Origin of the sequence: Wocania arenilitoris, assembly GCF_021728535.1 — a bacterium.
Taxonomy (GTDB): domain Bacteria; phylum Bacteroidota; class Bacteroidia; order Flavobacteriales; family Flavobacteriaceae; genus Wocania_A; species Wocania_A arenilitoris.
In genome coordinates this window covers 272,091-298,297 of the sequence record NZ_JAKKDU010000001.1, presented here as the reverse complement: position 1 = coordinate 298,297, position 26,207 = coordinate 272,091, and the positions used below count along the sequence as shown (strand labels likewise).

The following is a 26,207-nucleotide window of genomic DNA, read 5'->3' as shown; positions in this document are numbered from 1 at the left end:
CATAACTGGGTGGTAAAAGACTTAACTGATCTTGGTTGTAGGTCTTAAAAATGACTTTTCTGCTCATCCTTTAAGTTAAGAATTTACTAGAAAATTTGCAAAAAAAAGACTGCCTTTTCAGACAGCCTCTTTTTTTATTCAATAGTTTAAATAATTGTTCATAAATTTTCAATGAGAAATATTAAACATTTATAGCATCAATATTTCCTATTCTATAAAAATTTTAATGATGAGCTATATTTCTAAATTTTTTGTTTTAATGGTTTGTGCCGTTGCGCTTCAAAATTGCAATTCTGAAAAGAGCAAAGCCATTCCAATTGAAGACAAACCTATCAATATAAAAATAGAAGAGAATGAAAACCCTGCAGAAATTGACATTACACCTTTTGCAGGTCCAGACATAGTGCCTAGTCCAGCTTGTCTAGCGGTAGCGGCTAATGGGGAAGTTTATGTTGGTGTAGACATGATGGGTTCACTTGGTAAAGAACCTAATAAAGGAAGCATCATTAAACTTATTGATAGTAATAATGATGGAAAAGCAGATTTATTTTCTGAATTTGCTAAAGTTGATAATCCTCGTGGAATTATTTCATTAGGTGATCAAGTTTTTGTTCTTCACACCACCTTTTCAAAAGAAACTGGTATTGCAACCGGTATGGACTTAGTCGTTTTTGAAGATAAAAACCATGATGATGTTGCAGATGGTCCTTCAAAACCAATTATTCAAAATATTTGCTCGCCTACTTATATTGTTAAAAGAGGAACCGATCATGCAACTAATGGTATTCGCATGGGTATTGATGGATGGATTTATATAGCCGTTGGTGATTTTGGATTCCACAATGCTACTGATAGAGAAGGAACGAAACTAACCATGCTTGGTGGTGGTGGTGTTCGTGTAAGACCAGACGGGACTGAAATGGAAATTTACACACATGGCCTTAGAAATATTTATGATGTAGCTATCGATCCATTTATGAACATTTATACAAGAGGTAACACCAATGATGGTGGTGGTTGGAATATTCGTTTTGCACACCATATCCAAACTGGTGAATATGGCTATCCCGTTTTATTTAAAAACTTTACAAATGAAATTATTCCTGCCCTAGTAGATGTTGGCGGAGGATCTGGAACTGGCGCATTATTTATGGATAATGAACAATGGCCTGAAAAATACAACCAAGTTCCCATGATGGCAGATTGGGGAAGAAGCAAATTATTTATTCATAGGGTTACACCAGATGGTGCAAGTTTTAAGCAAACCGAAGAAGATTTTATAAAACTAGCTCAAATAACAGATTTAGATGTTGATGCCTCCGGACAATTATTTATGAGTGCTTGGGATGGTGCAGGATATTCTGGAAATCCCGATAAAGGTTTTGTAGCAAGAGCTATACCTAAAAACTGGAAACACAAAGTATTTCCTGATGTTACCAAGCTATCTATAACTGAATTAGCTGAATTACTTAAAGAAAAGTCGGCTAAAATTCGTTTAACTGCCCAACAAGAATTAATAACTAAATCTCCAAGAAAAGCATCAAAAGCTGTTTGGAAAATGGCCTCAGACAAAAACCTTTCTTTAGAAACTAGAGTCGCTGCAATTTTTGCTTATGCTCAAATTAATCATAAAGGTACAGTTTATAATTTAGTTCAATTAAGCAATGACAAAACAGTAAAAGAGTTTACACTAAAGGCCTTAACCGATCGAAAATCACAATTAGATATTGTACCATTAGAACTTTTTACAGAAGCATTAAACGACCCCTCTGAAAGAGTCAAGGCTGCAGCAATTATAGGTTTAGGACGACTAAAAAAAGTAGAAGCTGCAAATGCTTTATTACAAATTCCTGTTCCTGCAAATGCTAAGGCACCAGAAAAAGGAACAGAAGGACCACATGCAACACCAAACTCACCTATTATTCCTGCGCATTTAGCTGTAAAAGCGTTAGTAAGCATGAATGCAGTGAACGCATGTATTAAAGCTATTAAAAATGAAGAATCCACTTTAGCGCTTTGGGCATTAAAATATATCCATAACGATAAAGCTATTGACGGCTTGATTGAAGCTTACAATTTATCTAGTAACACCGCTTTTAAAAAAGAAATTTTAACAACTTTATCTAGACTATACAAACAAGAAGCACCATATGATGGCTCTTGGTGGTGGAGTACCCGACCAGACACACACGGACCATATTACAAAGGAATTACTTGGGAATCTTCGCCTAAAATCAAAACTTTTTTAACCAATGTTTGGAAAAAATCTAACGCTGATGAAAAAGAATTCTTTGCTAATTTAAACGATAAGCATCGCATGGGAATTGTGGCTTTTGGCGGCGAAGAAGAAATAATAGTTAAAGAGGAAAAGAAAATCGACCTTGAAAAAATAAAGAACCAAAAAGGTCAAATAGGTAAAACATCAATTGAAGATGTAATGATTGCTATTTCTAAAATAAAAGGTGATCCAGAAAAAGGAGAAAAATTATTTACTAATCAAGGGTGTGTAGCTTGTCATAGTATTAAAAAAGGAGAAGCTTTAAAAGGACCTTATATGGGGCAAATTGGTTCAATCATGAATCGGGATCAAATTGCTGAATCTATTTTAAAACCTAACGCATCTATCTCACAAGGCTTTGCAACTATACTAATAGAAGCTAAAAACGATGAAAGTTATGTAGGGTTTATTACTTCTGAAACTTCAGAAAAAGTTGTGATGCGCAATATAGCTGGAATAGAATTTACAATAAAAACAAGCGATATTATAAGTAGAGAAGATTTAGAAACATCAATGATGCCTGCAGGATTAGCTAATGCACTTTCTTTTGAAGAATTTGCCTCATTAATTACTTATTTAGCTAATCAGAAAAAATAATAAGTTACATTCAATTGTTAGTAAAACCTATTTGCCATCAAAATACTGATTCAAACTTTCGTCAATTTTTACTTGCAATGAATTAATATCGACACCATCTTTTCTAAAAATCGTAATATTTTCAGAAACACGGTTGCGTTCAACACTTTTACGTATTTCAACAAGTTCAATCTCATTAAAGTTTTCTAAATAATGCTTTATATCATTATCTAAAGATTCATCACTCAAAAAAACTTTAATGGTTTGTTGTGTTGGAGAGTTTCTAATTTCTGATCTAAAAGCTACCATAAGCTATAATTTTAAGTAAACAATGCACCATTATAAAATGGAATAGCCTAAGTTAAGAATTTAATTTATATCTTTTTAAACTAAATTTCAACAATGTCAATTAAAAGAATCAAAGCTTTATATCAGTTATTAGCAGAAATAGAGGAAAATATTCCTTTAAAGGATAAAACAAATCCTGAGGTTACAAAATCTGACATTGGTTGGCAGTTAGATCATTCTTTAAAAGTTTTTAACGCTGTTAGCGAGTGGACTGCAAAATCTAACCCGAAAGATTATAAGCGAGAATTTAATTTTTGGCGCACGATTTTATTTCCTTTAAAATATATTCCAAGAGGTAGAGTAAAAGCTCCAAAGTTTGTTTCGCCTCCAGAAATAATTACATCAGATGATTTACATAAATTTTAAGTCCCAAGATAGTCCAAAGGAGTATACCAAAAAATAATTACCAGGATCGAAACTAATTTCTTGATGGGATACACCAGTTTGTATACCCCAAATATGCATATTGTTTTTTGAAGAGAAAAAATATCCCAAATTTAATTTTTGTGATTTTAGATTGATGATTGTGTTTTCATTGTTTCCTTCAAATATAAATCGATTGATTTCTGGGGAAAAGCCAATGCCTACTTCAATATTTAAATAATTGTTGGCATTATTCCTGTATTTTCTATAGCTTAAGGTTCCCGATTTACTTGCTTTTGGATTTCCAGGTGTTACATAGGCACGAAAAGACCAGTAGTCATTACCGGTGTACCAACCAATTGAACCTGTATAAATGGTTGTGGTATTTTGGTATTTCAAGGCCCTAAACCCCAATGAACCTTCAATGCTTTTGGGAAAAGATTTGTGTAACTCGGCACCATACCTTATTTCTGGATATAAAAAGGAGTTTGAAACACCAAAATTGGCATAGCCATAGAGACCTTTGGCTAGTCTTGGGTATAAATCTACCTCAAACTGTGCTCCTGTTGAGGCAAAACGATTGCTTAAGTTTGCTTTTAAATGAATACTGCCATATTTGGTTTGCCGTGCATAATTAACCAAATAGTACTGCATTGGGTCGAACACTTCAGAATATAAATCGACAGACGATTTTAATCCAATGGTATTAAAACTTATACTTTCAATTAAACCTAACTTATAGGTTTTCGCTTTATTGTGGTCTGGATGTTCTTTCAGTAGGTTTTCTATGGTTTTTAATGCATCTTCCTTATGGTTTAATTGGTCTTCGGCACTGGCTTTTAAGTATAGGATTTCTGGATTGTTAGGAAAATGGCTAAGGGCACTATTGGCCATGTTTAGAGCGCTTTTTGGGGCTTCGCTATACAATTCGTTTTTAATGGCTGCTTCCCAAGTATCCAATCTTTTTGGGTTTTGTTTAAGTACATAGACAAATTCCTTTTTGGCAGATTTATAATCACCATCCCAGGAATAGGTGCTTGCCAAAAATGAACGGATGTCATGGTAATTAGGATATTTTGTTAAAATAAGACGCAAGGTGTCCTGTGCCTCTTTTCGTTGTTTGTTAAATGCTAATTCGCGAGCGGTCTCGAATGCTTTATCCGGATCACCTTTAAAAATGGGTTGCTGGGTAAAAGCAGTAAAACCGTATAAGAAAAGTATAATGCAAATGTATTTATTCATAATCAATAGGTACCTTACTTTAGGCTTTTTATTAAGGTTTGGTAATCGGTGTTATCAGGATATATTTTTAAAATACTGTCCATTAGTTTAATGGCTTTTGAGTTGTCGTTAAGTCGATTAAGGGCTTTGGCCATTTTATATCCTAAATTTGGATTTGTAATCTTATTTTTTAAAGCTTGTTTATAAATGCTTTCAGATTTATCCTCTTGCCCTACCCACCAATACAAGTCTAAAATTGCTGAATAAGAGTCATCGTAAAACGGCGCTCTTTCCAGAGCGTTTAAAAGTTCAATTTCAGAATCCTTATAGTTTTTCTCCCAAGCCAAAGTGCGTCCTTTTAATATGCGTGCATCGGTATAATTTGGGTACTCGTTTAAAATATAATCACAAAGTAAACGGGTGGTTTTATAATCTTTTTTTGAGGATAGATCTTGGGCAATGGTCAAGACATCATCAAAGGTTTTTTGATTCGAATATTTGCTGATTGTTGCCAATTGTTCTTTTGAAAACTCGGTTTTAGGAGTAACATAAATATTTAGGGAATCAGGAAATATTTTTTTGCGCTGCGTAACATAGGTATTCATCCTTTTAAAGGCCATTAAGGAATCTTCCATGGTTTTTATTAGGGCTTCTTCAGTAACTTTATAGATTCCAAAATTGTCGTTTATTTTAAATAATTCCCCGTCTGATAGTAGATAATCCTTATATAGAAAATCATTTAACCCACCTTTATAACGCATAAGCGGTATTTTATGGATGTTTCTAAATTCTTTGGCTGTGTCGAGTCCCTTGCCTATCCAGGATACTTTTTTTAAAGGCTTAAAATGATGGTTTTTATATAAATAGCTTAATAAGCTAGGAGTGACATCCCAATGCGATGAAACCGATTTGAAGGTCTCGGGCTTTTTAAGCATGGGGCTGTATATTAAAAAAGGTACATGAAACCTACACAATTTATCTTTTTGTGATATGGGGATTAATCTGTGGTCTCCAGTAATTATAAATATGGTGTTGCCGTAGTCTGGCCGCCGTTTATAACTATCCATAAATGTTTTAATGGCATTATCTGTATATAACAGGCAACCAAAAATATCTTTGTGTGTAGTTATTTGCTGTTTTAAGGATTCGGGTTTATTAGAGGCGTTTAAAACATCAACAACTTTATTCATATAATGCGCTTTGTCAGGAAATTCAAAGGGTTCATGTGAGGACAGTGTCATAATAATATCTAAACGGGGCAGCTTTTCTGTTTCCAATGAATTTATTGCCTTTCTGAATATTTCACTGTCTGGGTAGCCCCAAGAAAAACCACCATTATCTCCAATAGTTTCTTTGTAATCAGATCCATATTTGTTTTTGTCAATAAGTTTGTGGATGCCGTTATATTCTAAAAAGTTAACTTTCCTATCAAAACTTGACGGCCCTCCCGAATAGTAAGAGGTAAAGTAGCCGTTGGCTTTTAAAATGCTTATAAGAGACAGGTGGGAGGGAGTATAGGTTAATTCCAAAAATCCCTTTTCGCCAAAAGGCAGGGAACCTAATAAAGAAGGTAGAATGCCAAAGGATCTACCTGTGGTACTTACAAAGTTTTCCCAATACAGCGATTGTTCTATAAGACTATCTAAATAAGGCGTAAAGCCACCATACTCATTTTTCTTTACAAATTCGCTACCAAGGCCTTCTACAACAATAACAACAATGTTAGGCTTTTCTTCTTTAGAGCTAAAAAATGGGCTGAGCACATCGTTTGATGTATTAAAGGATTTTAGTAACGGATAGTCTTCCCTTTCGGATAAGTTATAAGCACTTAATTTGTTTTTTTCGTTATGAAACTTAACAATATCCTTGGTTAAAAAAACAATTTTATTTTGGTATTTTAAATTGGAGGTGTCATGCAATGTTAATTTTAGCATTGCAAATAATATGATAAACAGTACGCTGCTGCCAATTAGCAAACGGTCATTTTTGTGCCATTTTAACAACCAATATGCCAATGTAAAAAGTAGAGGTAAGGCTATAAAAGGAATAAAGGAAATTATTGAAAACGATTCGGATGCGGAAACAGTACTAAAAGCGTCATTAAAGGAGTAACCCAAAATATCGGCACCTAAATTTAACATGGTCGTTAAACTGTATTTTACTAGCAAATATTGAATAACAATAATTAATAAGAACAATATTTTTGTGAGGATTATAGTTCCTTTTTTTGAAAACAGTTGAATGATGAAATATAGAGGGAAGCACAATGCCCCGATGATTAACCCACCCCAAAAATCATTGATTAACTTTAAAAGTAAAGTATACCAAAAGTTGTCTACAGGTGCTTTGGACATAAAAGCTTCAAATAAGCTCATGCTCCAAAAAGCAATAATAAGTGCTAGGATTAAATAGATGTATTTATAAAATGTGTGCTGTGAGAATTTAAATGCCATAATTAATTAGTTGTTAATCCTTTTCTAACCATGTTACCCCAGGACTTTTTCTTTTTAAAGAAATAATCGAAATTACCACGAACCGCAGCATAAAGCACAAAAGGGTGCAATATAAAGGGTTCCAGGGCACTTAATAAAATAAGCTTTACACCAGCTCCTTTCTTTTTGTATTGGTGGAAGGTTAGTTCTTCAGAATAGATAGCCACTATAGAAAACAATACTGAGAATATATAAGACAACACCAAAAAGGATAGGGCATATTCCCATTTTACTTCTTTTAAGACAATTAAAATGGTAAAATAAAGAAGACCAACAACTTCAATAATGGGCCCCAATCGTTCAAATATGAGCCAGTAGGGGTAGCTTATTAATCCAAAAGTACCATACTTGGGGTTAAAAGCCACTTTTCGATGCTTTTTTAAGGTTTCTATAGTGCCCCTGGTCCATCGGTTACGCTGGGAGATGAATATTTTATAACTATCGGGAGCTTCGGTCCAACATAATGGATCGGGTATGTAGGAGACTCTATATTTTTCATTTCGCTCTTCCATGTATCGACGCATACGAACAATGATTTCCATATCCTCACCAACGGTGTTAGTGTCGTAGCCGCCAACGGCAATAGCAATATTCTTATCTAAAATACCAAATGCACCCGAGATTACCAAGAGGCCATTTAACTTGCTCCAAGCCATCCTACCCAGTAAAAATGCCCGAAGGTATTCAAGTATCTGTGATTGTACCAACAGGTTTTTTGGCAGGTTAATGTCTAATAGTTTACCATCCTTAATAACACAGGAATTGGCAATTCTAATCACACCTCCTGCTGCGATAACTTTAGTTTCGGTTTCATCCAAAAAAGGCTTTATCATTTTAAGAAGGGCATCTTCCACTAGCAGACAATCTACATCAATACAAGCAACATATTTACTTTTGCTAATGTTTAGCCCCATGTTTAAAGCATCTGCTTTTCCACCATTTTCTTTATCGACTACCATTAGCCTTTCAAAGGCAGGGTTTTTAGATTTAAATACACCAGCCCGTAAGGGTTTTGTTTTAATTTTTTCGTTAACGATATAATTTATCTTTTCCAGATTGTAGGCTTTTATAAGCCTCTCCAGGCTATCATCTTTACTGCCATCGTTTACAATTATAACACTATAGTTAACATAATGGTTGGATAACAACGATCTTACGTTTTCAACAATGTTAAGGCTTTCATTATAGGCAGGGGCTATAATAGTTATGGATGGTGATAATGTAGAAGATAGGATGTCCTTGTAATTTACAAAGCTCTTTTTCTTAAAATAGTTCAATGTTTCTTTTCCAGAAATTATAGATAGTACAATATAAGAGCTAATGGCCAAAAAGGCATAGGTAAAAAAGATATAGTGAAGTATCTGTAGAATTATTTTAACGGTACTGGTATCCATATTATATTGTATTTACCAACTCTATCATAGACGAGTCTTTTTCGTTAGTTGTTGTTTTACTTAAGCCCATGTATTTTTCAATATTAATGGACTTAAGTATCTTAAGCGCTAGGAGCTGTATGTCGAAATTTTTGTGGAATAGGTATTTTTCTACAAAAGGTTCGTCCGATGGCATAACAAGCTTCTCTAGCATACCAAAGAAACATATTTGCTCTTCTAGGCTAAGGTCATTAAAGTTAGCTTTTAACATCTCTTTAGCTTCAATACCATATAAATGGGTTAGGGCTTGAATGGCGGCTATTCTAACCTGTTTTTTAGGATGCGATAACAGTTCGGTTAAGGTGTTCTGAACCTCAAATTGGTTATAGATTTGGGCTAATTTTATGGCAAATAAAATAACCGATTCGTTTTGGGATTTTAACCAAGGGTTAATGTCGCATATTTGTTGGTCGTCAAACTTTTGTAAGGTTTCAAGTAATCTAAGCTGCATCCATTCTGAAAGAGTATCGGTAAGGGTGTTTAAAAATGAAAGCCCTTTGAATTTAAACAATTCTACCAAATACAATTCGGTTTCTTTTCTTACTTCCAATCTAGGATGGTCTAAAAATTTCGATACATTATTATATACATTATCGATTCTAAAATGCGAAAGCTCCCCAATTCCTTTTGCAATAATGTACCAATGTTTGCTTTCTAATCGTTTCAAGGCATGTGCTACAAACCCTGCTTTAATGTATAAGGTTTTTATAGTGTCGGACAATTCACCTGAAACTTCATAGGTTAAATTGTATAGTATGGATATAATTAATTTCCGTTTCGATTCTATTAAAATTGCAGACTGAAGTTGTTCAATGACAGATTCTTTGAAGGTGTGTCCATCACCAAGCTCATCTTCGGTATATAAATATTCAATAATAAGGGCTTCGTATTCACTCTTAAGCAACTTATTTTCTATTTCCTTTTTTCTAAGATGGAAACGTAACACTTTTAAATAAACAGATAAACACACAATGGCTATAGCCAAAATAAGGCTAGTTCCCCAAGCGACTTGGATATATATAGGCGACTCATTAAAATAAGTCATTAAATGTTGGTAGTCTATCATCATATTTGGGGCATATTTGTGAGATAACAAATACTATATTTGAGTCAACTAAGTCAATTTAAAATCCGTTTTATTCGTATCATTAATTCATTTGGGCTAAAAGGTTTTCCCATAAAATCATTTGCGCCTAAGCTAAAAGCCTTTAATACCATTTCTTCTTGTCCAGCCGATGAAAATACTATAATTGGCGTATCCTTGTCCAGAGCAATTCTTATATGACTAATTACTTCTAGTCCGCTAATAAAGGGCATCATAATGTCTGTAATAATTAGGTCTGGATTGGATGCTTCAATTAAGGTTATGGCTTCTTTACCATCTTTGGCCATGAATAGTTCGTAACCTTCTTTTTCTAACCTAAACTTTAATAATAGGGAAAGTGTATTGTTGTCTTCTGCTAAAACAATTCTTTTTTTGTCCATTGGATTTAGATTTGGGTCTTAGATTATTGAAAGTCATTTATTTAATTATCTGATTAATTTTACTTTCAAAAATCGGTGTAATATACAAAAAAATCGACAAAACGTAAAAAATATTAGATGAAATGCAGTTTTTTTTAAAATGAATAGGGTAAATGCAGAACGTTTTGGATTATGGCATTTAAAAAGGTATTCTTTAGAAGAAAAAAAATGAGGGTGTCTAAAAGTATGAAATCTATCATTTCTGAATTTATATCAAACAGGATTGTTATACCAATTACACATTAAAATGATCTAAAAAGGGTTTGCATAATTTTTGATTATAAATAATCCATTTTATGATTTCATTGTTTAATTTATTATTGACAAAATCATATAGCCATTGTTTTATGTTATCAAGGGTTTCGAACACGTTGTTTTTGTAGTGTTGTTTGATGTAATGCCATATTTTTTCACTTGGATTCAATTCGGGAGAATATGGTGGTACTCTAATGAGTATAATATTGTCTGGTAATGTGTATTTTGATAAGCTATGGAATGCAGCATTATCTATAATTATGATTATAATTTCTTTAGGTTTATATAGTGAGAACGCTTTTAGGTATTGATAAAATATTTCACTAATTATACCTTGAATCTCGTAAATAAAGGCATCGCCATCAATAGGAGAAAAACTATCGTATAAATAGGTGTTTTTAAAAGCGTGTTAATAATTAACAATTGGCTTAACATCTTTTGCTGTTAAGCAGCTTCCAATATGGGTTTTGAGTCCAAATCTGCTTTCGTCTTGAGCATATAGATTTACTGTAGTTTCAGCATTAAAAACTATGCCTTTTTTAATGATTTCAATTCATTTGGAAGTTTTAAAAAAGGCTTCAATAGCCTGCTCATCTTTTTTGTAGTGTGATTTTCTTGGTACTTTTATTTTGGTTTTAAAATGACGTATTAAATAGGTGCGAACCGTATTGTATTTCATCTCTAAACCAAAATTATTTTTTAGCCATAGTTGCGCTTCCCAATACCCTTTGAGAGGATTGGAAGCGTTATTAACCTTTTGCTCCAACTGATGATGCACCTTCGGTGTTATAATACTAGCCTTATTACCTCCAGAATTGATGCTCAAATAACTGGCTAAACCTTCTTCTCTATACAATTTAAACCAGCGTTTTAAAGATGAATAATCAACCCCTAAATGGGTCGCTAAGATTGTTTGAGTTTTGTACTTATTCTCTTTAGTATAAATCAAACACTTTAAACGACGTCTTAGCTTTGGATTTGATTCCTTTTTATGTAAGTCCTTAAGTTCTTCTATAGACTCTTTAATAATAATAGTTGCTTGTCTTCCCATAAGAGAAAGATATAAAAAATTTAGCTTGTTTTAAAATTTATTTGGTATTACACGTTTTCCATATAATCATTTTCTATATCCTGATTATAATTATGAAGATATGGCGTAGAATTTGGGCGCTACCTAAAGCTCAGGCATTCACTAAAAGTTTACCTTGAGCGCAGCCGAAAGGCTTTTTGCAAGGAGATCCAATAAACCTATGCTGAGCATAGTCGAAGTATGTCTTAATCCTTAACGCAAAAAAATGCGCTTCTTTAAAAATTTATAATTATATATATTAAGTTTTAAAAGGAGTAATTAAGTCCTAGCATCCAGTAAGATTGCAACTTATTATCAACGTTTTCAAGTCTTGCCGCAGAGATACTTCCTGGTTGGCTTTGTTGGTAGTTAAAGGCCTCTTGTTTGTTTTGTCTTAAACCAAAATCAAAACCAACACCAATCATTTTCCATAAGGTGTATCCAAAAGAGTTGGTCCATGTCCAGTTCGATAAATCACCAGATTTATAACTTTGAAACATCGATAAATTAGTTTTAAAACTTACAGCATCAATTTGTCTGGTATAGTCAACAAGAATTTTTGCTCCTAACGACGATTGAAAATCAATAACCGAATTACTACTAAATACAAAATTGTAGTTAAACGGGTGCACAACTACTACTAAATCTTTAGTAGGAGTCCAAGTAGCACCAACACCTAAATCTAAAAATCCAGGGTCGTTAAAGTTACTTAAAAGGGTTGTTCTATATTCTCCCATTCCAGAAATGGCAAATTTTTTGCTTAGTTTGTATCCGTATAAAGAATTAATATTGAAAACGTCTGTCGCTTCCCTAAACTTGTCACTATCTGTTGGGTCATCTTTATCATCTAATTTCACCCAAGTTAAGTTTACGTTAGCCGCATTTCTCCAAAAGAATTTATCCTGATTTAAGTTTGCGAAAGCATTAACGGTAAATCCAATATTTCCAGAATTATTATTTGGCGTACCTTGAGCATACCAATTTTTAAAACTAGAAATGCTTCCGCCAATAGTACCAAATGCCCCTTTTTTCCATCCAGGTAAAGCATCTATTTGTGCTTGAATAGCATCAACCCGACCTTGGATAGCAGTAATAGAATCTTTTTTAGCTGCTTGGGTTGCCTTTAATTCCTCTAAAGTTTGTGCGTTAATCGAAACAATTCCAATTAAAAAAATAAATAATAATAAAGTTTTTTTCATTTTAAGTAGATTTATTTTTTTACTTGTTCAAGTAATAAGACACTAAAGTATTAATTTATGTCACTGTAAAAGTAAATATTATTTTTTTTTAAATAAAGGAACAGAAGAGCAAGCTTCTCCGTACATAATAGATTTAGCAACAAGTTTTAGTTTAGTTGCTAGCATAATATAAGCGTTTTGAGGTACGGGTTTATTTGAACAGCCTTTAATAATGATGGGTTTGTTTTTGTATTCTGAAACATCAAGCCTATTAATAACATCTTGATAAATGGAAGTTTCTAAAGTGTCCAGATTACCTATAATAGTTTTTTTAGTAAAAGACTCTAAATGAATACTTAACAACATAAAAGCCCATGCCGGAATTATAGCATCTGTACTACAAGTTAACGCTACATAATTATCTTGATATTGAGACCAATCGTGTTCTGAAACTTTTTGTCTAAACTCTTTTTCACGCAATACAAAACCTTCAAACAACCAGTCTTTAATATCGAATAAAACACGTTTCCCTTCAGGATAATAATCCTCAAGGTTTAACGTGATTAATTTACTATTCGCTACGCGATTTACGATTTCGTTTGGCATATTGATTCCAAGTTATAAATTATCTTATAAACTTTATAATGTTAGGGTAATAATTTTTGATTTTTCCATTTCTGATCATTATTGCAAAAATAATGGATAAAACAATGTTAGGAATAATGAATACAAAATATGTAGTTACTATAAGCAAATTACCTGTAAATGGCCCAATCTCAAAATGAATGATTTTAAAAAAGGCTCCAACCATTAACACTAAAAATGTAATAAATGTCCAAACAATTTGAAAATTTAAAAGATTAACTCCAATACTTTTCAGCCCAATTATTTTCTCTTTATTAGTTACCCATAAAATAAAAGGAAGGATTATATTTCCTATTGGAATTACTAATCCTATTATAACTGATAAGTGCATGTAAACTAAAAAACTATTATCATTTTGCTTTCCGTAGTCTAAAATATCTTCAACATTTATTTCTAAAACATCACAAATTAAATGCAGTGTTTTTCCCCTAGGCTCACTTTCATTATTCTCAATGCGTTGGATGGTTCTTAAATTAATAGTTGCAGATTCAGCTAGTTCTTCTTGAGATAGTCCTTTTTTCTTTCTTACGTTTTTAATTTTCTCTCCAATGTTGTCCATAATTAAAATTGTTTTAAATTTTGGTCAAAACTAATTATGAAAGCATCTTTTTGATAACGGTTTTTATACGACATTTTTACGACAAACTTGACTATAGGTAGATTTTACGGGAAAAGCTGAATACTGCAACTGCCAACTGAATACTGCTAACTAAACTAAAGCATCCCTAATTCTAACTTCGCTTCTTCGCTCATTAAATCCTGTGTCCAAGGCGGATCGAAAGTAATTTCTACTTCAGCAGATTTAACGTCGTTTAGAGATTTTACTTTTTCTTCAACTTCCAGCGGTAATGTTTCGGCAACCGGACAGTTAGGTGTTGTAAGTGTCATTAATATTTTAACGTCGTAATCTTCGTTTACAAACACATCGTAAATTAACCCGAGTTCGTAAATGTCTACTGGAATTTCTGGATCGTAAATGGTTTTTAAAACGTTTACTATTTTTTCGCCTAAGGCGTTGGTATCTATTGTTGTTTCACTCATAATTCATGCTGTTTTTTGTTAAGTTGTTTGTTGTAAAGTCGACTTTAACTATAATGACTCAACGGCAAACGATTCTACTATCTACTAATTTAATTGTGTTTGGTATGCAATAGCATACATTTTAAGTTGTTTTACCATACTTACTAAGCCATTTGCACGTGTTGGCGACAAATGTTCTTTTAACCCAATTTTATCAATAAAATCAGTATTGGCATCAATAATATCTTTTGGATGCTGATTTGAAAATGCACGAATCAAAATAGCAATAATACCTTTTGTTATAATGGCATCACTATCAGCAGTAAACTCAATTTTATCATCCTTCATTTCGGCATGTACCCAAACTTTACTTTGGCAACCTTTAATAATATTGCTTTCGGTTTTGTATTGGTCGTTAATTAAAGGTAAATCTTTACCTAAATCAATCATATATTGATAACGTTCTTCCCAATCTTCAAACATTGAGAATTCGTCTATTATTTCTTTTTGTATATCTTCAATACTCACAGTTACAGTTTTATGCAAAAATACAATAACAAATATTCTTATTCAATGTTTTCAGAAATAGATAAGATTTCTTTAACAAGTAAAGCGATTTCTTTTGGAGGATTACCATGATCGAAGCTTTGCGATTCGTAAACTTGATTGTTATAAGTGATTTTTAAAACAGCTATTGCTGCACCATCAAAAAAGCGTTTTTCTGAAGGTGCTTTTAAAGTTAGAATATTTTTAACCTCAAAAGTTTCAAAAGCGTCTATTAGTTTTTGCCAATCGGCTTTATTGCATGCTTTTTTATTCGGTTTACCGTTTTGTGTAGTTGTTGATGAAATACTTTTTTGATTAATTTTAATTAATTTATAAGTGCCTCTAGATATGGCAGAATATTCAAAACTAACATCTATATTGTCTTCTTTTTTAATGGCTGATAATAGTACCTTCTTTTTATTGTAAAGTGCAAAACCATCTTTTGTAAAAAGAATTAAATTGGCTTTTTCTAATGCTTTGAAAAACTCTATCTCAACTTTATTGAACTCTTCTTTGCATAGCATTTTTGTTGAGCCTAAAGCACCGAAGTTTAATGCATTATTTTTTAAAGAATAAGAACCAAAAAACCGATTACAACCTAAAAAACCTGATACTTGTTTGGTGCTATCGTTAAAAACAATATTGAGCTTGTAAGACGAAACGTCTCTATTGTATAAATGCTTTATTTGATATGTGTCATTGAGTTCTTTCAAGATTGTATTGTCATTTTGTTGTGCTATAATTAATTGATAATCTGATGGTCCCCAACAACAGCGTAATACAATCATACTGAAAATCATTAACATAGATTTCATTTTAATTTAGGTTTTTTTGATTTATAAGTGAGAACTCATCTTGACTTTTTCTGTTTCCTAAAAAATGAATCAAATTCGTTCAGATGAGTTCTGAATATACAAAAAGGAAGCCAAAGTATTAAGCCAACATCATTTTAGCTTTTTTAACGCCTTTAACTAAAACATCAATTTCTGCTTTGGTATTATAAAACGCAAAAGAAGCACGTATAGTTCCAGGGATTTTATAAAAATCCATGATAGGTTGTGCACAATGATGCCCTGTACGGACAGCAATACCTAATTTATCTAAAATAGTACCAACATCGTATGGATGAATACCTTCTAAATTAAATGAAATAACCGATGTTTTATTTTTTGAGGTTCCGTAAATTTTTAATCCATCAATTTTTAAGAGCTGTTCTGTAGCATAATTTAACAACTCGTTTTCGTATGAAGCGATGGAATCAAAACCAATAGTATTCATATAATCAATGGCTGCACCAAATGCGATGCCTCCAGCAATGTTTGGTGTACCTGCTTCAAACTTATGTGGTAAATCTGCATAGGTGGTTTTCTCAAAAGTGACTTCGGCAATCATTTCGCCACCACCTTGATAGGGTGGTAATTTTTTTAACCATTCATCTTTTCCGTAAAGCATGCCTACTCCTGTTGGACCACACATTTTATGCGCTGAAGCGACATAAAAATCAACATCTAAATTTTGAACATCTGGTTTTATATGCGGGCAGGCTTGAGCACCATCAATTAAAACTGCTGCGCCAACCTTGTGGGCTTGTTCTATAATATACTCGATAGGATTTATGGTACCTAAGGCATTGGATATATGATTTACAAAAACAAGTTTTGTTTTTTCAGAAAGTAAATTGTTGTATTTAGTCATTTCCAACTCGCCAGATTCGTTCATTGGAATAACTTTTAAAACAGCTCCAGTACGCTCACAAAGCATTTGCCATGGCACAATATTGCTGTGATGTTCTAAAGCAGAAACGATAACTTCGTCACCTTTTTTTAAGCGTGATGAAAAGCCATTTGCTACTAAATTAATACTATGTGTTGTGCCAGATGTTAAGATAATCTCGTGCGAATATTTTGCATTAAAATGTGTTTGTATTTTTAAGCGTGCTTGCTCGTATAAATCTGTTGCTTCTTGACTTAAGGTATGCACGCCACGATGGATATTAGCATTATAGTTTGAGTAATAATCTACAATAACATCGATAACTTTTTGTGGTGTTTGTGATGTTGCTGCATTATCAAAATAGACCAAGGGTTTACCGTTTACTTGTTTGTTAAGTATCGGGAAGTCTTGTCTTATGTCGTTTACCTTAAACATGGCTTATGGTTTAGCCCCGATAGAAGCGGCATCCTTTTTTGAGGTACGAAAAAAAGATACAGCGAATAGCGGGAAATAGCTTCAAATAATTTTAAAGATCGAATCCAATATTAACGCCTAATTTATTAGCGATTATTTTGGTGATACGTTGTTTTATTTCTGGAATTTTAACCGAATTTAACACGTTATTGCTAAAAGCGTACATTAAAAGTGCCTTAGCTTCTTTTTCTGGAATACCACGCGAACGCATATAAAACATGGCACTTTCGTCTAGTTGACCAATGGTGCAACCGTGAGAACATTTAACATCATCGGCAAAAATCTCAAGTTGTGGTTTTGTGTTTATCGTAGCTTTATCGTTTATTAAAATATTGTTGTTAGACTGAAATGCATTGGTTTTTTGCGCTTCTTTTTCAACAATAATTTTGCCGTTAAAAACGCCTGTTGAGTTCTCTCCAAATATGCCTTTATAATCTTGGTGGCTTTCGCAATTTGGTTTGATATGATGCACCAGAGTATTATGATCGACATGTTGCTTGCTGCCTAAAATAGTAACCCCTTTTAATATAGAATTTATACGCTCGCCTTCTTGATAAAAATTAAGGTTATTACGCGTTAATTTTCCTCCAAAAGCAAAGGTGTGCACCGAGGCAACACTTTCGCGCTTTTGCTTAATAAACGTATTATCTATTAACGATGCGTTTGCATTATCATTTTGAACCTTGTAATAATCTACTATAGCACGTTTGTTTGCAAAAATTTCGGTTACACTATTAGTTAAAACGGCATTATTGGTTAAACTTTGGTGACGCTCAATAATTTGTACATGAGAATTCTCATCGACAACAATTAAATTACGAGGTTGCAATAGTGTAGCAGACTCATTACCTGTTGACAAATGTATAATTTGAATAGGTTTTTCTACCAGTTTGTTTTTTGGAATATGTATATAAGCACCTTCTTTAGAAAAAGCTGTGTTAAGCGATGGTAAGCTTTCTTTTGTTGCCGCTTTATTAAAGTAGTTCTCTATAATTAAGCGGTATTTTGGTTTTGATAATGCTGCCGACATTAAGCAAACATCAATTCCATCGTGCGTGGTTTGCGATAAGTGCGATGAATATTTTCCATCAATAAATACGATTTTATAGCTGTCTATATCGTGGATAAAATATTTTTTTACATCTCTATATTCTAAAGCATTTTCTTGTTTCGGGAAAACACTATAATCTTCTTTTAAAATTTTGTTTAAAGAGGTGTATTTCCAAGCTTCTTCTTTTTTTGTTGGGAAGCCTTTTTCTTCAAATATTTTTATGGCATCATTTCTAACGTCATGAACGTAAGTGTCAACATCAGCTTGATCTTCAAATACTAGAAAGGATGATACTAATTTTTCTTTTAAATCCATTGTTTTCAGTTTTCAGTCTCAGTCTCAGTGTTCAGTAATAAGGAAAACTAAGAAAGTACTGTTTACTATTTTTAAACTTTTGAGTAATCAGTCTAGAGTAAGCAACTGCAAACTGCGACTGAATACTGCCAACTAATGTTACGCTTTCACTTCTTCTTTAATCCAGTCGTAACCTTTTTCTTCAAGTTCGTGTGCTAATTCTTTTGGTCCAGATTTAACAATACGACCTTCGTGTAAAACATGCACATAATCAGGAACAATGTAATCTAACAAACGTTGGTAATGTGTTATAACAATTACTGCATTGTCTTTGCTTTTAAGTTTATTTACGCCGTTTGCAACAATTCGTAGAGCATCAATATCTAAACCAGAATCGGTTTCATCAAGAATAGCCAATTTAGGTTCTAACATGGCCATTTGAAAAATTTCGTTTCTTTTTTTCTCACCGCCTGAAAAACCTTCGTTTAGCGATCGCGATAAAAATTTTCTATCAATTTCTAACAAATCAGCTTTATCGCGAATTAATTTAAGCATATCTTTTGCAGGCATGTCTTCTAATCCTTTTGCTTTTCGTGTTTCGTTAATAGCCGTTTTAATAAAATTGGTAACAGAAACCCCTGGGATTTCTACAGGATATTGAAACGAAAGAAAAATACCTTTATGTGCCCGCTCTTCAGCTGAAAGCTCATCTATATTTTCATTTTGTAAAATAATTTCGCCTTTATCAACATCGTATTCTTCTTTTCCAGAAATAACAGAGGCTAACGTGCTTTTTCCAGAACCATTAGGTCCCATTATGGCATGAACTTCTCCAGGTTTTACCTCTAAATTAATACCTCTTAAAATAGCTTTGTCTTCAATACTTGCGTGTAAGTTGTTTATTTTTAACATAATTATTCTTTTCCTGATTGCACAACATTATTTTTTTCTTTTGAAGCAGGTTTTACACTTAGTATTTCTATTATTTCTAAACGATTGTCCCAACCTTCTTCGCCTTCTGGTTTTTGAGTGATTTTTCCTCGAACCTCAACTAGAACAAAATCTGTTGCTTCTTTTTTAAATGCTTTTGCTTTATCGTTTAACTCGTCAACTTTATTGTTAAGAATTACACCATAAATTTCGGCATGTGTTTGTAAAATTGCTGCATCAGCATAATATACAAAATCACCTTTTAAAAGGGTTAATCCATCACTTTGCTTTTCTGTTCTTTCAGAATTTTCAGTTGAAATATTTTCATCTGTTTTCTTTTCGTTTTTGCAATTAAAAAATGCAGAAAAACAAATAATAACAATTAATACGTTTTTCATGTGTTTATATTTATTAATTTAACCAACGCTTCCTTCTAAACTAATTTCTAATAATTTTTGAGCTTCAACAGCAAATTCCATGGGTAGCTTATTAAGCACCTCTTTACTAAATCCATTTACAATCAATGCAATGGCTTTTTCGGTATCGATGCCACGTTGGTTGCAATAAAAAATTTGATCTTCTCCAATTTTACTGGTTGTGGCTTCGTGCTCTATTTTTGCCGATTTATTTTTTGCTTCAATGTATGGAAAAGTGTGTGCGCCACATTCGTTACCCATTAACAAACTATCGCATTGCGAAAAGTTACGAGCGTTTTCGGCTCTGGAATTTATTTGAACTAATCCTCTGTAACTGTTTTGAGATTTTCCTGCGGAAATTCCTTTTGAAATAATAGTCGATTTGGTGTTTTTTCCCAAATGAATCATTTTGGTTCCCGTATCGGCTTGTTGATAGTTATTAGTTACAGCAATAGAGTAAAATTCGCCAACCGAGTTATCACCTTTTAAAACACATGAAGGGTATTTCCAAGTAACTGCAGATCCTGTTTCAACTTGTGTCCAAGAAATTTTCGCATTCTTTTCACATAAACCGCGCTTGGTTACAAAGTTGTAAACACCACCTTTGCCTTGGGCATTTCCAGGATACCAGTTTTGTACTGTTGAATATTTTATTTCAGCATCATCTAAAGCTATTAATTCAACAACTGCTGCATGTAATTGGTTTTCGTCTCTGCTTGGTGCGGTACAGCCTTCAAGGTAACTTACATAACTACCTTTGTCTGCAATTACTAAGGTTCTTTCAAACTGACCAGTTCCTGCTTGGTTGATTCTGAAATAGGTTGAAAGTTCCATTGGACAACGCACCCCTTTTGGAATATAACAAAACGACCCATCACTAAATACAGCAGAATTTAGTGCAGCATAAAAGTTGTCTTTTTGTGGAACGACAGTACCTAAATATTTTTTTACAAGTTCTGGATGCTCTTTGATAGCTTCAGAAATACTCATAAAAATAATGCCTTTTTCGCCCAATGTTTTTTTGAATGTTGTTGCTACCGAAACCGAATCAACCACAACATCCATAGCAACTCCAGCTAGTTTTTTTTGCTCGTCTAATGAAATCCCTAATTTTTCAAAAGTTGCTAATAACTCTGGATCAACTTCATCAATACTATCGTATTTAGGTTTACTGTTTGGTGCCGAATAATAAGAAATACGTTGAAAATCGGGTTTTTGGTAATTTACATTTGCCCAGTCAGGTTCTGTCATCTCTTTCCAAACTCGAAAAGCTTCCAAGCGCCAATCAGTCATCCATTGTGGCTCTTCTTTCTTTTTAGAAATAGCACGTACAATTTCTTCATTTAAACCATTAGGGAATGTATCCGATTCAATATCGGTGTAAAAACCATATTCATATTCTTTGGTCTTTAATTCTTCCCGTAGGTCGTCCTCTGTATATTTGTTACTCATATTTTATTTTAAAGTGAAAACGATTCCCCGCAACCACAAGTTCGGTTAGCATTAGGGTTATTAAATACGAAACCTGTTCCGTTTAATCCTCCAGAATATTCAAGAGTAGTACCAATTAAATATAAAAAGCTTTTTTTATCGACAATAATTTTTACACCGTTGTCTTCAAAAACCTTGTCGCCATCTTGCTGTTCTTTATCAAATTTTAAATCGTAAGACAATCCAGAACAACCACCACTTTTTACACCCACACGAACGTAATCGGTTAATGCATTATAGCCATCATCTGCCATAAGCTCAACTACCTTTTTCTTAGCTGTTTCAGAAACTTTTATCATAATTTTTATATAGATTGTGTCTAAATAGAGTGCAAATATACAATATAAGTCATGGATTACCGAATAACCTAACATTATATTATTATATGGTTTTATAAGTTTTTCTTATTGATTTAAGAAGTTAGGATTGCTTATAAAATCAAAATCAGATAGCGATAATAAAAAGGCTTTTAAATCGGCTTTGTCCTGGCTTGATAATTTTACGCCACCTTGAGTTACTTTTTTTATTAAAGGATCTATGGTTGGAGAGTTTTGTAAACCTTCACTGTAGTGATTTATTACTTCATCTAACGTTGCAAATCTGCCATCATGCATATATGGTGCCGTAAATGCAAGATTACGTAAAGAAGGTGATTTGAATTTGCCATTATCAGCAGGATCGCCAGTTACTTCGCCCAAACCTAAATCTGTAATTACTGTATCTAAACCATTGTTATGAAAAATATTATCTGTCCAGAGTGGGTTTTTATCGCTACCATGGCAATGAAAACAGTCGCCTTTAGCTTCATCCATAAACACATTAAAACCGTTTAGTTCTTGTGGAGTTAATGTTGCTTTGCCTAAAAGAAATTTATCGAACTTAGAATTTGATGAAATTAAAGTGCGCTCAAATTGCGCAATAGCTTTTGTGACAAGAGTGGAATCAATTTTTGAAGTGCTGAATGCTTGTTGAAATAAATTTGGGTATTCTGGATGCTGTTGAAGTTCGGTTTCTAGTTCAGTCCAAGAGCTTTTCATTTCAATAGGATCAGAAACAGGTACAAATGCTTGATGTTCTAAACTAAAAGAACTTCCATCCCAAAAGAATTTCTCATCGTAATTCCATGCGAGATTAAATAAAGGCATTGAGTTTCTATTGCCTCGAATACCATCAATTCCATCGCTAAATCTGTCGGTGTCAGAAAAAGCATTTTCGGGTGCATGGCAATCGGCGCAGGCTTGTGAATTATCAGCAGATAAAATAGGGTCGAAAAACAGTTTTTTACCTAAAGCGATACCTTCAATAGTTTGCGGATTATCTATTGGAATTACAGGGTTTAAAATATTGTCTTCAAATAATTGAGGGATTTGTAACGGACTTGGTGTTGCCACATAGGTTTCTACACTTTCATTTGAACAAGATGAACAGATGAAAATAAAAACACAGGCAATATGTAGAATCCATTTTTTCAAAAAGATTAGGGTGTAACAGATTTTAAACTAAATACATTTTGCCTATTTTCAAACATCATAATTTGGGCATTAAAGTTGAACATTAACGCGTTGTTTAAAATATTTAAATCCCATGTGTTTGGGTTTTTAAACCATTCGGCAATATTCATTTCTATATTAAATGTTGAATTGTTTTCAATGCTTACTGCTCCTAAATCAACCACAAAAAAAGTGTCCTGAAATTCTTGGGGTATTTTAGAGTTATCAACCGCTCTTATTACATGATATGCATAACCTGTTTCAGCACCTGTATTGTTAATAAACTTACCCTCTAATTGCATAAAATGATAGCCACCACCTAATATTGCAGGAACTATCCATGAAACCGAGTTTAAATCTTGATAATTGTTATTGTAATTAGCATTGTTATCAAATCCAAAAGTAAAATAAACATGGCTATAATTACCTGAAGGAATTGTTGCCGATGGCGTAAATGATAGATTTGTGTTGTTGGTAACATCAACTAAATTGTAACCTTCCAGAATAATTTTTTCTCCGTTTGATTTTTGAAAAGTGATTTTAGAAATTAAATATCTGAGTTTAGTAATGCTTAATTGCTCTCCATTTGCATTAGTATATTTAATTTTGTTAAAGTCTGCGTTTGAAACCGATAATTCGTCCCAACTATGAGTGAACCTGAAAGTAGCGTTAACTTGATTAATGTTGTCGTCATTATCTTGACTACAAGAAATAAGAAGTAAACAAGTAAATAATATTAAAGTTGCTTTAGTCATTTATTTTATTTTGAAAATCAGCATATCTGTAAATCCTTTGTTTTCTTTAACATCAAAATCTGAGCTGTTTGTTTCTCCAACTCCTATTATGGATTTATCATTTAGTTCAATCACATCAAATGCAAAATCAATATCGGTGCCTCCAATGGTTTTTTGCCATTTTAAATTAGCATCAGCATCAATTTTTAAAACCCAAGCGTCATTTTGCCCATTATTGTTTGAAAGATCGCCATTGTTACTTCTTGAGCTTCCTGAAATTAAATAACCATTATCTTGAGTTTTTGTGATTGAACGAGCGACATCAAAACTATTGCCTCCAAAAGTTTTCTCCCATATTAATTCTCCTAAAGGAGAGATTTTAATCACCCATAAATCTGCTGCACCATTATTTTTAGAAACGTTTAAGTCGTTGCTTCTAGTATCTCCAACTATAATGTAATTACCGTCATTTGTATTTGTAATACCACTTGCTTCATCAATTTCTGAACCTCCAAATGATTTTTCCCATTGTAAAGTTCCAGTTTCGGATATTTTAATTACCCAAAAGTCGTAAGATCCTTTGTTATTGGAAATATCGACATCGTTACTATCTGAAGCTCCCACTAAAATATAACCATTATCACTCGTTTGAATCACATCATAAGGGGTGTCTGTAAATGTGCCTCCGTAAAATTTGCTCCATTGTTTATTGCCAGTTGCATTAAGCTTTATAGCCCAATAATCGCCTCCAGCATGTTTTGTGGCAAAAGTTTTGCTATTACCTAAACCACCAGAAGCTGTAACGTCTAAAACACCTGTAATTAAGTATCCATTATCGCTGGTCTCGATTAAAGAAATGCCATCATCAGCACCAGAAAAACCAAACGATTTTTGCCAAGAGATATTTCCAGAAGCATCTAATTTTAATATCCAAAAATCGCTAGCACCTGCATTTTCGGTAATATCGCCATCGTTACTTTGGCTAAAACCAAAAACAGCAAATCCGCCATCTGCAGTTTGTACTATATCTGAACCTCTATCATCGCCACTTCCTCCAAATGTTTTTTGCCATTGTAAGCTACTTTCAGCATCAAATTTTAGCAACCAGTAATCAAACCCCTCTTCAATTTTATCAGTAATATCACCATCTGTACTTTGGGTATATCCAAAAACGGTATAACCACCATCTTGGGTTTTAATGACTGCTTTGGCACTTTCGTTTTTAGAACCTCCAAAGGTTTTTACGAATTCTATTTCTGGTTGAATAATACTAGGAGTATTTGTGTTGTCTTCGTTTTTAGAGCAGTTAACAAAACAGAAAACAAGAATAAAAAGGCTTAATATTTTAAGGCATTTTTTTAACATAAAAATAATTTTATGTACCGCTTTTTCTAACTATAAATAGACCACCTTGAATATCACTAATAACTATATTACCGCTTTGAAAATAAGGATATACACTCCAGACTCCATTAAAGTTTGCATTATCGTTTGATGGGAAAGTATCAAAAAAACCAACTTCAGTCATAGCGTTTGATGATGCAGAAATATTGGTGATATCTAATATTCGAAGTCCTGCACTATAATTGGCTAAATAGTAAGTTTTGTCTTTAACATAGCCATTATGGTCTATGGCAAGTGTTGGTCCAAAATAAATAGATGACAAGTCAGGGTTGTCTAAATCTGTAAAATTAAAAACTAATGTTTTTGTATTGTCTCCAAAACGCTGTTCATCTAATTCATCACCTAAAATAAAATATTGCTGATCTTCGGTAAACCAACCTTGATGTGTATAACCTGAATTAGGATATGTTATATCTGCAATAAATTGCGGATTCGCTTTGTCTGAAACATCAATTATTACTACTTTATTAGTGCCAGAAGCACTTCCGTTACTGCCTATATAAATTTGTTTGCCTGTATAATCGCTATCTGGACCACTGTATGTTATTACCTGTGCATCGTGTGAGTAGCCATTAGTTGAATAACCACCAACAGAAACGGGGCTTTTAGGGTTTGTAATATCGATAAAATTTGGGCCACCGCTAAAGGTGTTACAGCCTACTAAATAGGCAAAACCTTCTTCTTCATTAATAACTATGTTATGGCAGCTTCCTACACCTGTATAAACGGCATCTGTAGTAAAAGTTTCTGGCGGATTTGCAACATTTCGTAAACGGGTTAAATCGAATACTTGCATGCCATGAGCACCAACATTATCAGCTACTATAAATGCATGATCTTTATAAACCTTTACATCGCGCCAAGAGTTAGGAACTGTTTCTGTAGGTACATGACCTAAATATATTGGGTTTATAGGGTCTGTAATATCAATAAAAGAAACGTTTGTATCAGTTGCTAATAAAGCATATTCATTGCCAGTAGATTGGTCTGTCCAACCCCAAGAATCATTTCCTCTTGTTGCTCCAAAAGTACTTATTGGCAAATGCGCCATTAAGTCGTAATCCTTACATGGGTAAATGCCTGCAAACCCATTTTCGCAAGGTAAAAAGACTTCAGTATCAACTACTTTTTCAGCTTCAACAGTTTCATTATCACAAGAAAAAAATAGTGACAATGAAAAACATCCTAAAATTATAGTATATAAGACGTTGAGTCTTTTTAAATGTAAGTACATGTTTCGCAATTTTTTAACTATTCTTTTT

Annotated in this window: 26 protein-coding genes; 2 read left to right on the top strand and 24 right to left on the bottom strand. The window is 33.1% G+C overall.

From position 1 onward, the window contains the following. Positions 1-226: 226 nt before the first annotated feature. The gene (locus tag L3X37_RS01400; protein ID WP_237238376.1) at positions 227-2,875 is read left to right on the top strand and encodes a DUF7133 domain-containing protein; all 2,649 of its coding nucleotides are present in this window, start codon (positions 227-229) and stop codon (positions 2,873-2,875) included. 27 nt (positions 2,876-2,902) lie between these two features. On the opposite strand, the gene L3X37_RS01395 is transcribed toward L3X37_RS01400, so the two are convergent. Then, positions 2,903-3,163: a hypothetical protein gene (locus L3X37_RS01395; protein WP_237238375.1), complete on the bottom strand. Its 261-nt coding sequence runs from the start codon at positions 3,161-3,163 to the stop codon at positions 2,903-2,905. A 93-nt stretch (positions 3,164-3,256) separates the two neighbouring features. Here L3X37_RS01395 and L3X37_RS01390 point away from each other — a divergent pair, with 93 nt between their 5' ends. Continuing rightward, a complete protein-coding gene (locus L3X37_RS01390) occupies positions 3,257-3,568 on the top strand; it encodes a hypothetical protein (protein ID WP_237238374.1) in 312 nt (103 codons plus the stop codon). Here L3X37_RS01390 and L3X37_RS01385 read toward each other — a convergent pair. The 23 genes from L3X37_RS01385 to L3X37_RS01275 form a co-directional block, all read right to left on the bottom strand. Continuing rightward, on the bottom strand, positions 3,554-4,807 hold the full coding sequence (locus tag L3X37_RS01385; protein ID WP_237238373.1) for a YaiO family outer membrane beta-barrel protein: 1,254 nt from the start codon (positions 4,805-4,807) through the stop codon (positions 3,554-3,556). The genes L3X37_RS01390 and L3X37_RS01385 overlap by 15 nt on opposite strands. Positions 4,808-4,821: 14 nt before the next feature. Next, positions 4,822-7,239 (bottom strand): LTA synthase family protein, encoded by a 2,418-nt coding sequence (locus L3X37_RS01380; RefSeq protein ID WP_237238372.1) that lies wholly within the window; start codon positions 7,237-7,239, stop codon positions 4,822-4,824. A gap of 2 nt (positions 7,240-7,241) precedes the next feature. Beyond that, the gene (locus L3X37_RS01375) at positions 7,242-8,672 is read right to left on the bottom strand and encodes a glycosyltransferase family 2 protein (protein WP_237238371.1); all 1,431 of its coding nucleotides are present in this window, start codon (positions 8,670-8,672) and stop codon (positions 7,242-7,244) included. A 1-nt stretch (position 8,673) separates the two neighbouring features. Continuing rightward, positions 8,674-9,780 carry a HEAT repeat domain-containing protein gene (locus L3X37_RS01370; RefSeq protein WP_237238370.1) on the bottom strand — a complete coding sequence of 369 codons (1,107 nt, stop codon included), beginning with the start codon at positions 9,778-9,780 and terminating at the stop codon, positions 8,674-8,676. Between the two features lie 50 nt (positions 9,781-9,830). Continuing rightward, positions 9,831-10,196, bottom strand: coding sequence for a response regulator transcription factor (locus tag L3X37_RS01365; RefSeq protein WP_237238369.1), 366 nt, complete (start codon positions 10,194-10,196; stop codon positions 9,831-9,833). A gap of 274 nt (positions 10,197-10,470) precedes the next feature. Beyond that, positions 10,471-10,857, bottom strand: a complete 387-nt coding sequence (locus L3X37_RS01360) for a transposase (protein WP_369409863.1) — start codon at positions 10,855-10,857, stop codon at positions 10,471-10,473. A 186-nt stretch (positions 10,858-11,043) separates the two neighbouring features. Continuing rightward, complete coding sequence (locus L3X37_RS01355; RefSeq protein ID WP_237238368.1) at positions 11,044-11,541, bottom strand: helix-turn-helix domain-containing protein; 498 nt, start codon at positions 11,539-11,541, stop codon at positions 11,044-11,046. A 284-nt stretch (positions 11,542-11,825) separates the two neighbouring features. Then, a complete protein-coding gene (locus L3X37_RS01350) occupies positions 11,826-12,758 on the bottom strand; it encodes a DUF3078 domain-containing protein (RefSeq protein ID WP_237238367.1) in 933 nt (310 codons plus the stop codon). A gap of 78 nt (positions 12,759-12,836) precedes the next feature. Continuing rightward, positions 12,837-13,343 carry a DUF2480 family protein gene (locus L3X37_RS01345; RefSeq protein WP_237238366.1) on the bottom strand — a complete coding sequence of 169 codons (507 nt, stop codon included), beginning with the start codon at positions 13,341-13,343 and terminating at the stop codon, positions 12,837-12,839. Between the two features lie 19 nt (positions 13,344-13,362). Continuing rightward, positions 13,363-13,941, bottom strand: coding sequence for a helix-turn-helix domain-containing protein (locus L3X37_RS01340; RefSeq protein WP_237238365.1), 579 nt, complete (start codon positions 13,939-13,941; stop codon positions 13,363-13,365). 155 nt (positions 13,942-14,096) lie between these two features. Then, a complete protein-coding gene (locus L3X37_RS01335) occupies positions 14,097-14,423 on the bottom strand; it encodes an SUF system Fe-S cluster assembly protein (protein ID WP_099564886.1) in 327 nt (108 codons plus the stop codon). Between the two features lie 84 nt (positions 14,424-14,507). Then, positions 14,508-14,930 (bottom strand): SufE family protein, encoded by a 423-nt coding sequence (locus tag L3X37_RS01330; protein ID WP_237238364.1) that lies wholly within the window; start codon positions 14,928-14,930, stop codon positions 14,508-14,510. Between the two features lie 38 nt (positions 14,931-14,968). Further along, positions 14,969-15,763 (bottom strand): META domain-containing protein, encoded by a 795-nt coding sequence (locus L3X37_RS01325; protein WP_237238363.1) that lies wholly within the window; start codon positions 15,761-15,763, stop codon positions 14,969-14,971. Positions 15,764-15,881: 118 nt separating this feature from the next. Next, a complete protein-coding gene (locus L3X37_RS01320; RefSeq protein WP_237238362.1) occupies positions 15,882-17,096 on the bottom strand; it encodes an aminotransferase class V-fold PLP-dependent enzyme in 1,215 nt (404 codons plus the stop codon). A gap of 91 nt (positions 17,097-17,187) precedes the next feature. After that, a complete protein-coding gene (gene sufD, locus L3X37_RS01315; RefSeq protein WP_237238361.1) occupies positions 17,188-18,501 on the bottom strand; it encodes a Fe-S cluster assembly protein SufD in 1,314 nt (437 codons plus the stop codon). Positions 18,502-18,639: 138 nt separating this feature from the next. Further along, positions 18,640-19,392 carry a Fe-S cluster assembly ATPase SufC gene (gene sufC, locus L3X37_RS01310; protein ID WP_237238360.1) on the bottom strand — a complete coding sequence of 251 codons (753 nt, stop codon included), beginning with the start codon at positions 19,390-19,392 and terminating at the stop codon, positions 18,640-18,642. 2 nt (positions 19,393-19,394) lie between these two features. Next, entirely contained in the window at positions 19,395-19,808 is a 414-nt protein-coding gene (locus L3X37_RS01305; RefSeq protein WP_237238359.1) for a hypothetical protein, read from the bottom strand. An 18-nt stretch (positions 19,809-19,826) separates the two neighbouring features. Further along, the gene (gene sufB / locus L3X37_RS01300; RefSeq protein ID WP_237238358.1) at positions 19,827-21,278 is read right to left on the bottom strand and encodes a Fe-S cluster assembly protein SufB; all 1,452 of its coding nucleotides are present in this window, start codon (positions 21,276-21,278) and stop codon (positions 19,827-19,829) included. A gap of 8 nt (positions 21,279-21,286) precedes the next feature. Then, positions 21,287-21,616, bottom strand: a complete 330-nt coding sequence (locus tag L3X37_RS01295; RefSeq protein ID WP_237238357.1) for a HesB/IscA family protein — start codon at positions 21,614-21,616, stop codon at positions 21,287-21,289. A gap of 105 nt (positions 21,617-21,721) precedes the next feature. Next, positions 21,722-22,789, bottom strand: a complete 1,068-nt coding sequence (locus tag L3X37_RS01290) for a cytochrome-c peroxidase (RefSeq protein ID WP_237238356.1) — start codon at positions 22,787-22,789, stop codon at positions 21,722-21,724. A 5-nt stretch (positions 22,790-22,794) separates the two neighbouring features. After that, entirely contained in the window at positions 22,795-23,562 is a 768-nt protein-coding gene (locus tag L3X37_RS01285) for an MbnP family protein (RefSeq protein WP_237238355.1), read from the bottom strand. Further along, positions 23,563-24,906: a hypothetical protein gene (locus tag L3X37_RS01280; RefSeq protein ID WP_237238354.1), complete on the bottom strand. Its 1,344-nt coding sequence runs from the start codon at positions 24,904-24,906 to the stop codon at positions 23,563-23,565. Positions 24,907-24,916: 10 nt separating this feature from the next. Then, positions 24,917-26,179 carry a choice-of-anchor B family protein gene (locus L3X37_RS01275; protein WP_237238353.1) on the bottom strand — a complete coding sequence of 421 codons (1,263 nt, stop codon included), beginning with the start codon at positions 26,177-26,179 and terminating at the stop codon, positions 24,917-24,919. Between the last annotated feature and the right edge of the window lie 28 nt (positions 26,180-26,207).

Coding starts and splice junctions, on each gene's coding strand:
- L3X37_RS01400 (WP_237238376.1), top strand. CDS start 227: ATGATGAGCTATATTTCTAAATTTTTTGTTTTAATGGTTTGTGCCGTT.
- L3X37_RS01395 (WP_237238375.1), bottom strand. CDS start 3,163: ATGGTAGCTTTTAGATCAGAAATTAGAAACTCTCCAACACAACAAACC.
- L3X37_RS01390 (WP_237238374.1), top strand. CDS start 3,257: ATGTCAATTAAAAGAATCAAAGCTTTATATCAGTTATTAGCAGAAATA.
- L3X37_RS01385 (WP_237238373.1), bottom strand. CDS start 4,807: ATGAATAAATACATTTGCATTATACTTTTCTTATACGGTTTTACTGCT.
- L3X37_RS01380 (WP_237238372.1), bottom strand. CDS start 7,239: ATGGCATTTAAATTCTCACAGCACACATTTTATAAATACATCTATTTA.
- L3X37_RS01375 (WP_237238371.1), bottom strand. CDS start 8,672: ATGGATACCAGTACCGTTAAAATAATTCTACAGATACTTCACTATATC.
- L3X37_RS01370 (WP_237238370.1), bottom strand. CDS start 9,780: ATGATGATAGACTACCAACATTTAATGACTTATTTTAATGAGTCGCCT.
- L3X37_RS01365 (WP_237238369.1), bottom strand. CDS start 10,196: ATGGACAAAAAAAGAATTGTTTTAGCAGAAGACAACAATACACTTTCC.
- L3X37_RS01355 (WP_237238368.1), bottom strand. CDS start 11,541: ATGGGAAGACAAGCAACTATTATTATTAAAGAGTCTATAGAAGAACTT.
- L3X37_RS01350 (WP_237238367.1), bottom strand. CDS start 12,758: ATGAAAAAAACTTTATTATTATTTATTTTTTTAATTGGAATTGTTTCG.
- L3X37_RS01345 (WP_237238366.1), bottom strand. CDS start 13,343: ATGCCAAACGAAATCGTAAATCGCGTAGCGAATAGTAAATTAATCACG.
- L3X37_RS01340 (WP_237238365.1), bottom strand. CDS start 13,941: ATGGACAACATTGGAGAGAAAATTAAAAACGTAAGAAAGAAAAAAGGA.
- L3X37_RS01335 (WP_099564886.1), bottom strand. CDS start 14,423: ATGAGTGAAACAACAATAGATACCAACGCCTTAGGCGAAAAAATAGTA.
- L3X37_RS01325 (WP_237238363.1), bottom strand. CDS start 15,763: ATGAAATCTATGTTAATGATTTTCAGTATGATTGTATTACGCTGTTGT.
- L3X37_RS01320 (WP_237238362.1), bottom strand. CDS start 17,096: ATGTTTAAGGTAAACGACATAAGACAAGACTTCCCGATACTTAACAAA.
- sufD (WP_237238361.1), bottom strand. CDS start 18,501: ATGGATTTAAAAGAAAAATTAGTATCATCCTTTCTAGTATTTGAAGAT.
- sufC (WP_237238360.1), bottom strand. CDS start 19,392: ATGTTAAAAATAAACAACTTACACGCAAGTATTGAAGACAAAGCTATT.
- L3X37_RS01305 (WP_237238359.1), bottom strand. CDS start 19,808: ATGAAAAACGTATTAATTGTTATTATTTGTTTTTCTGCATTTTTTAAT.
- sufB (WP_237238358.1), bottom strand. CDS start 21,278: ATGAGTAACAAATATACAGAGGACGACCTACGGGAAGAATTAAAGACC.
- L3X37_RS01295 (WP_237238357.1), bottom strand. CDS start 21,616: ATGATAAAAGTTTCTGAAACAGCTAAGAAAAAGGTAGTTGAGCTTATG.
- L3X37_RS01285 (WP_237238355.1), bottom strand. CDS start 23,562: ATGACTAAAGCAACTTTAATATTATTTACTTGTTTACTTCTTATTTCT.
- L3X37_RS01280 (WP_237238354.1), bottom strand. CDS start 24,906: ATGTTAAAAAAATGCCTTAAAATATTAAGCCTTTTTATTCTTGTTTTC.
- L3X37_RS01275 (WP_237238353.1), bottom strand. CDS start 26,179: ATGTACTTACATTTAAAAAGACTCAACGTCTTATATACTATAATTTTA.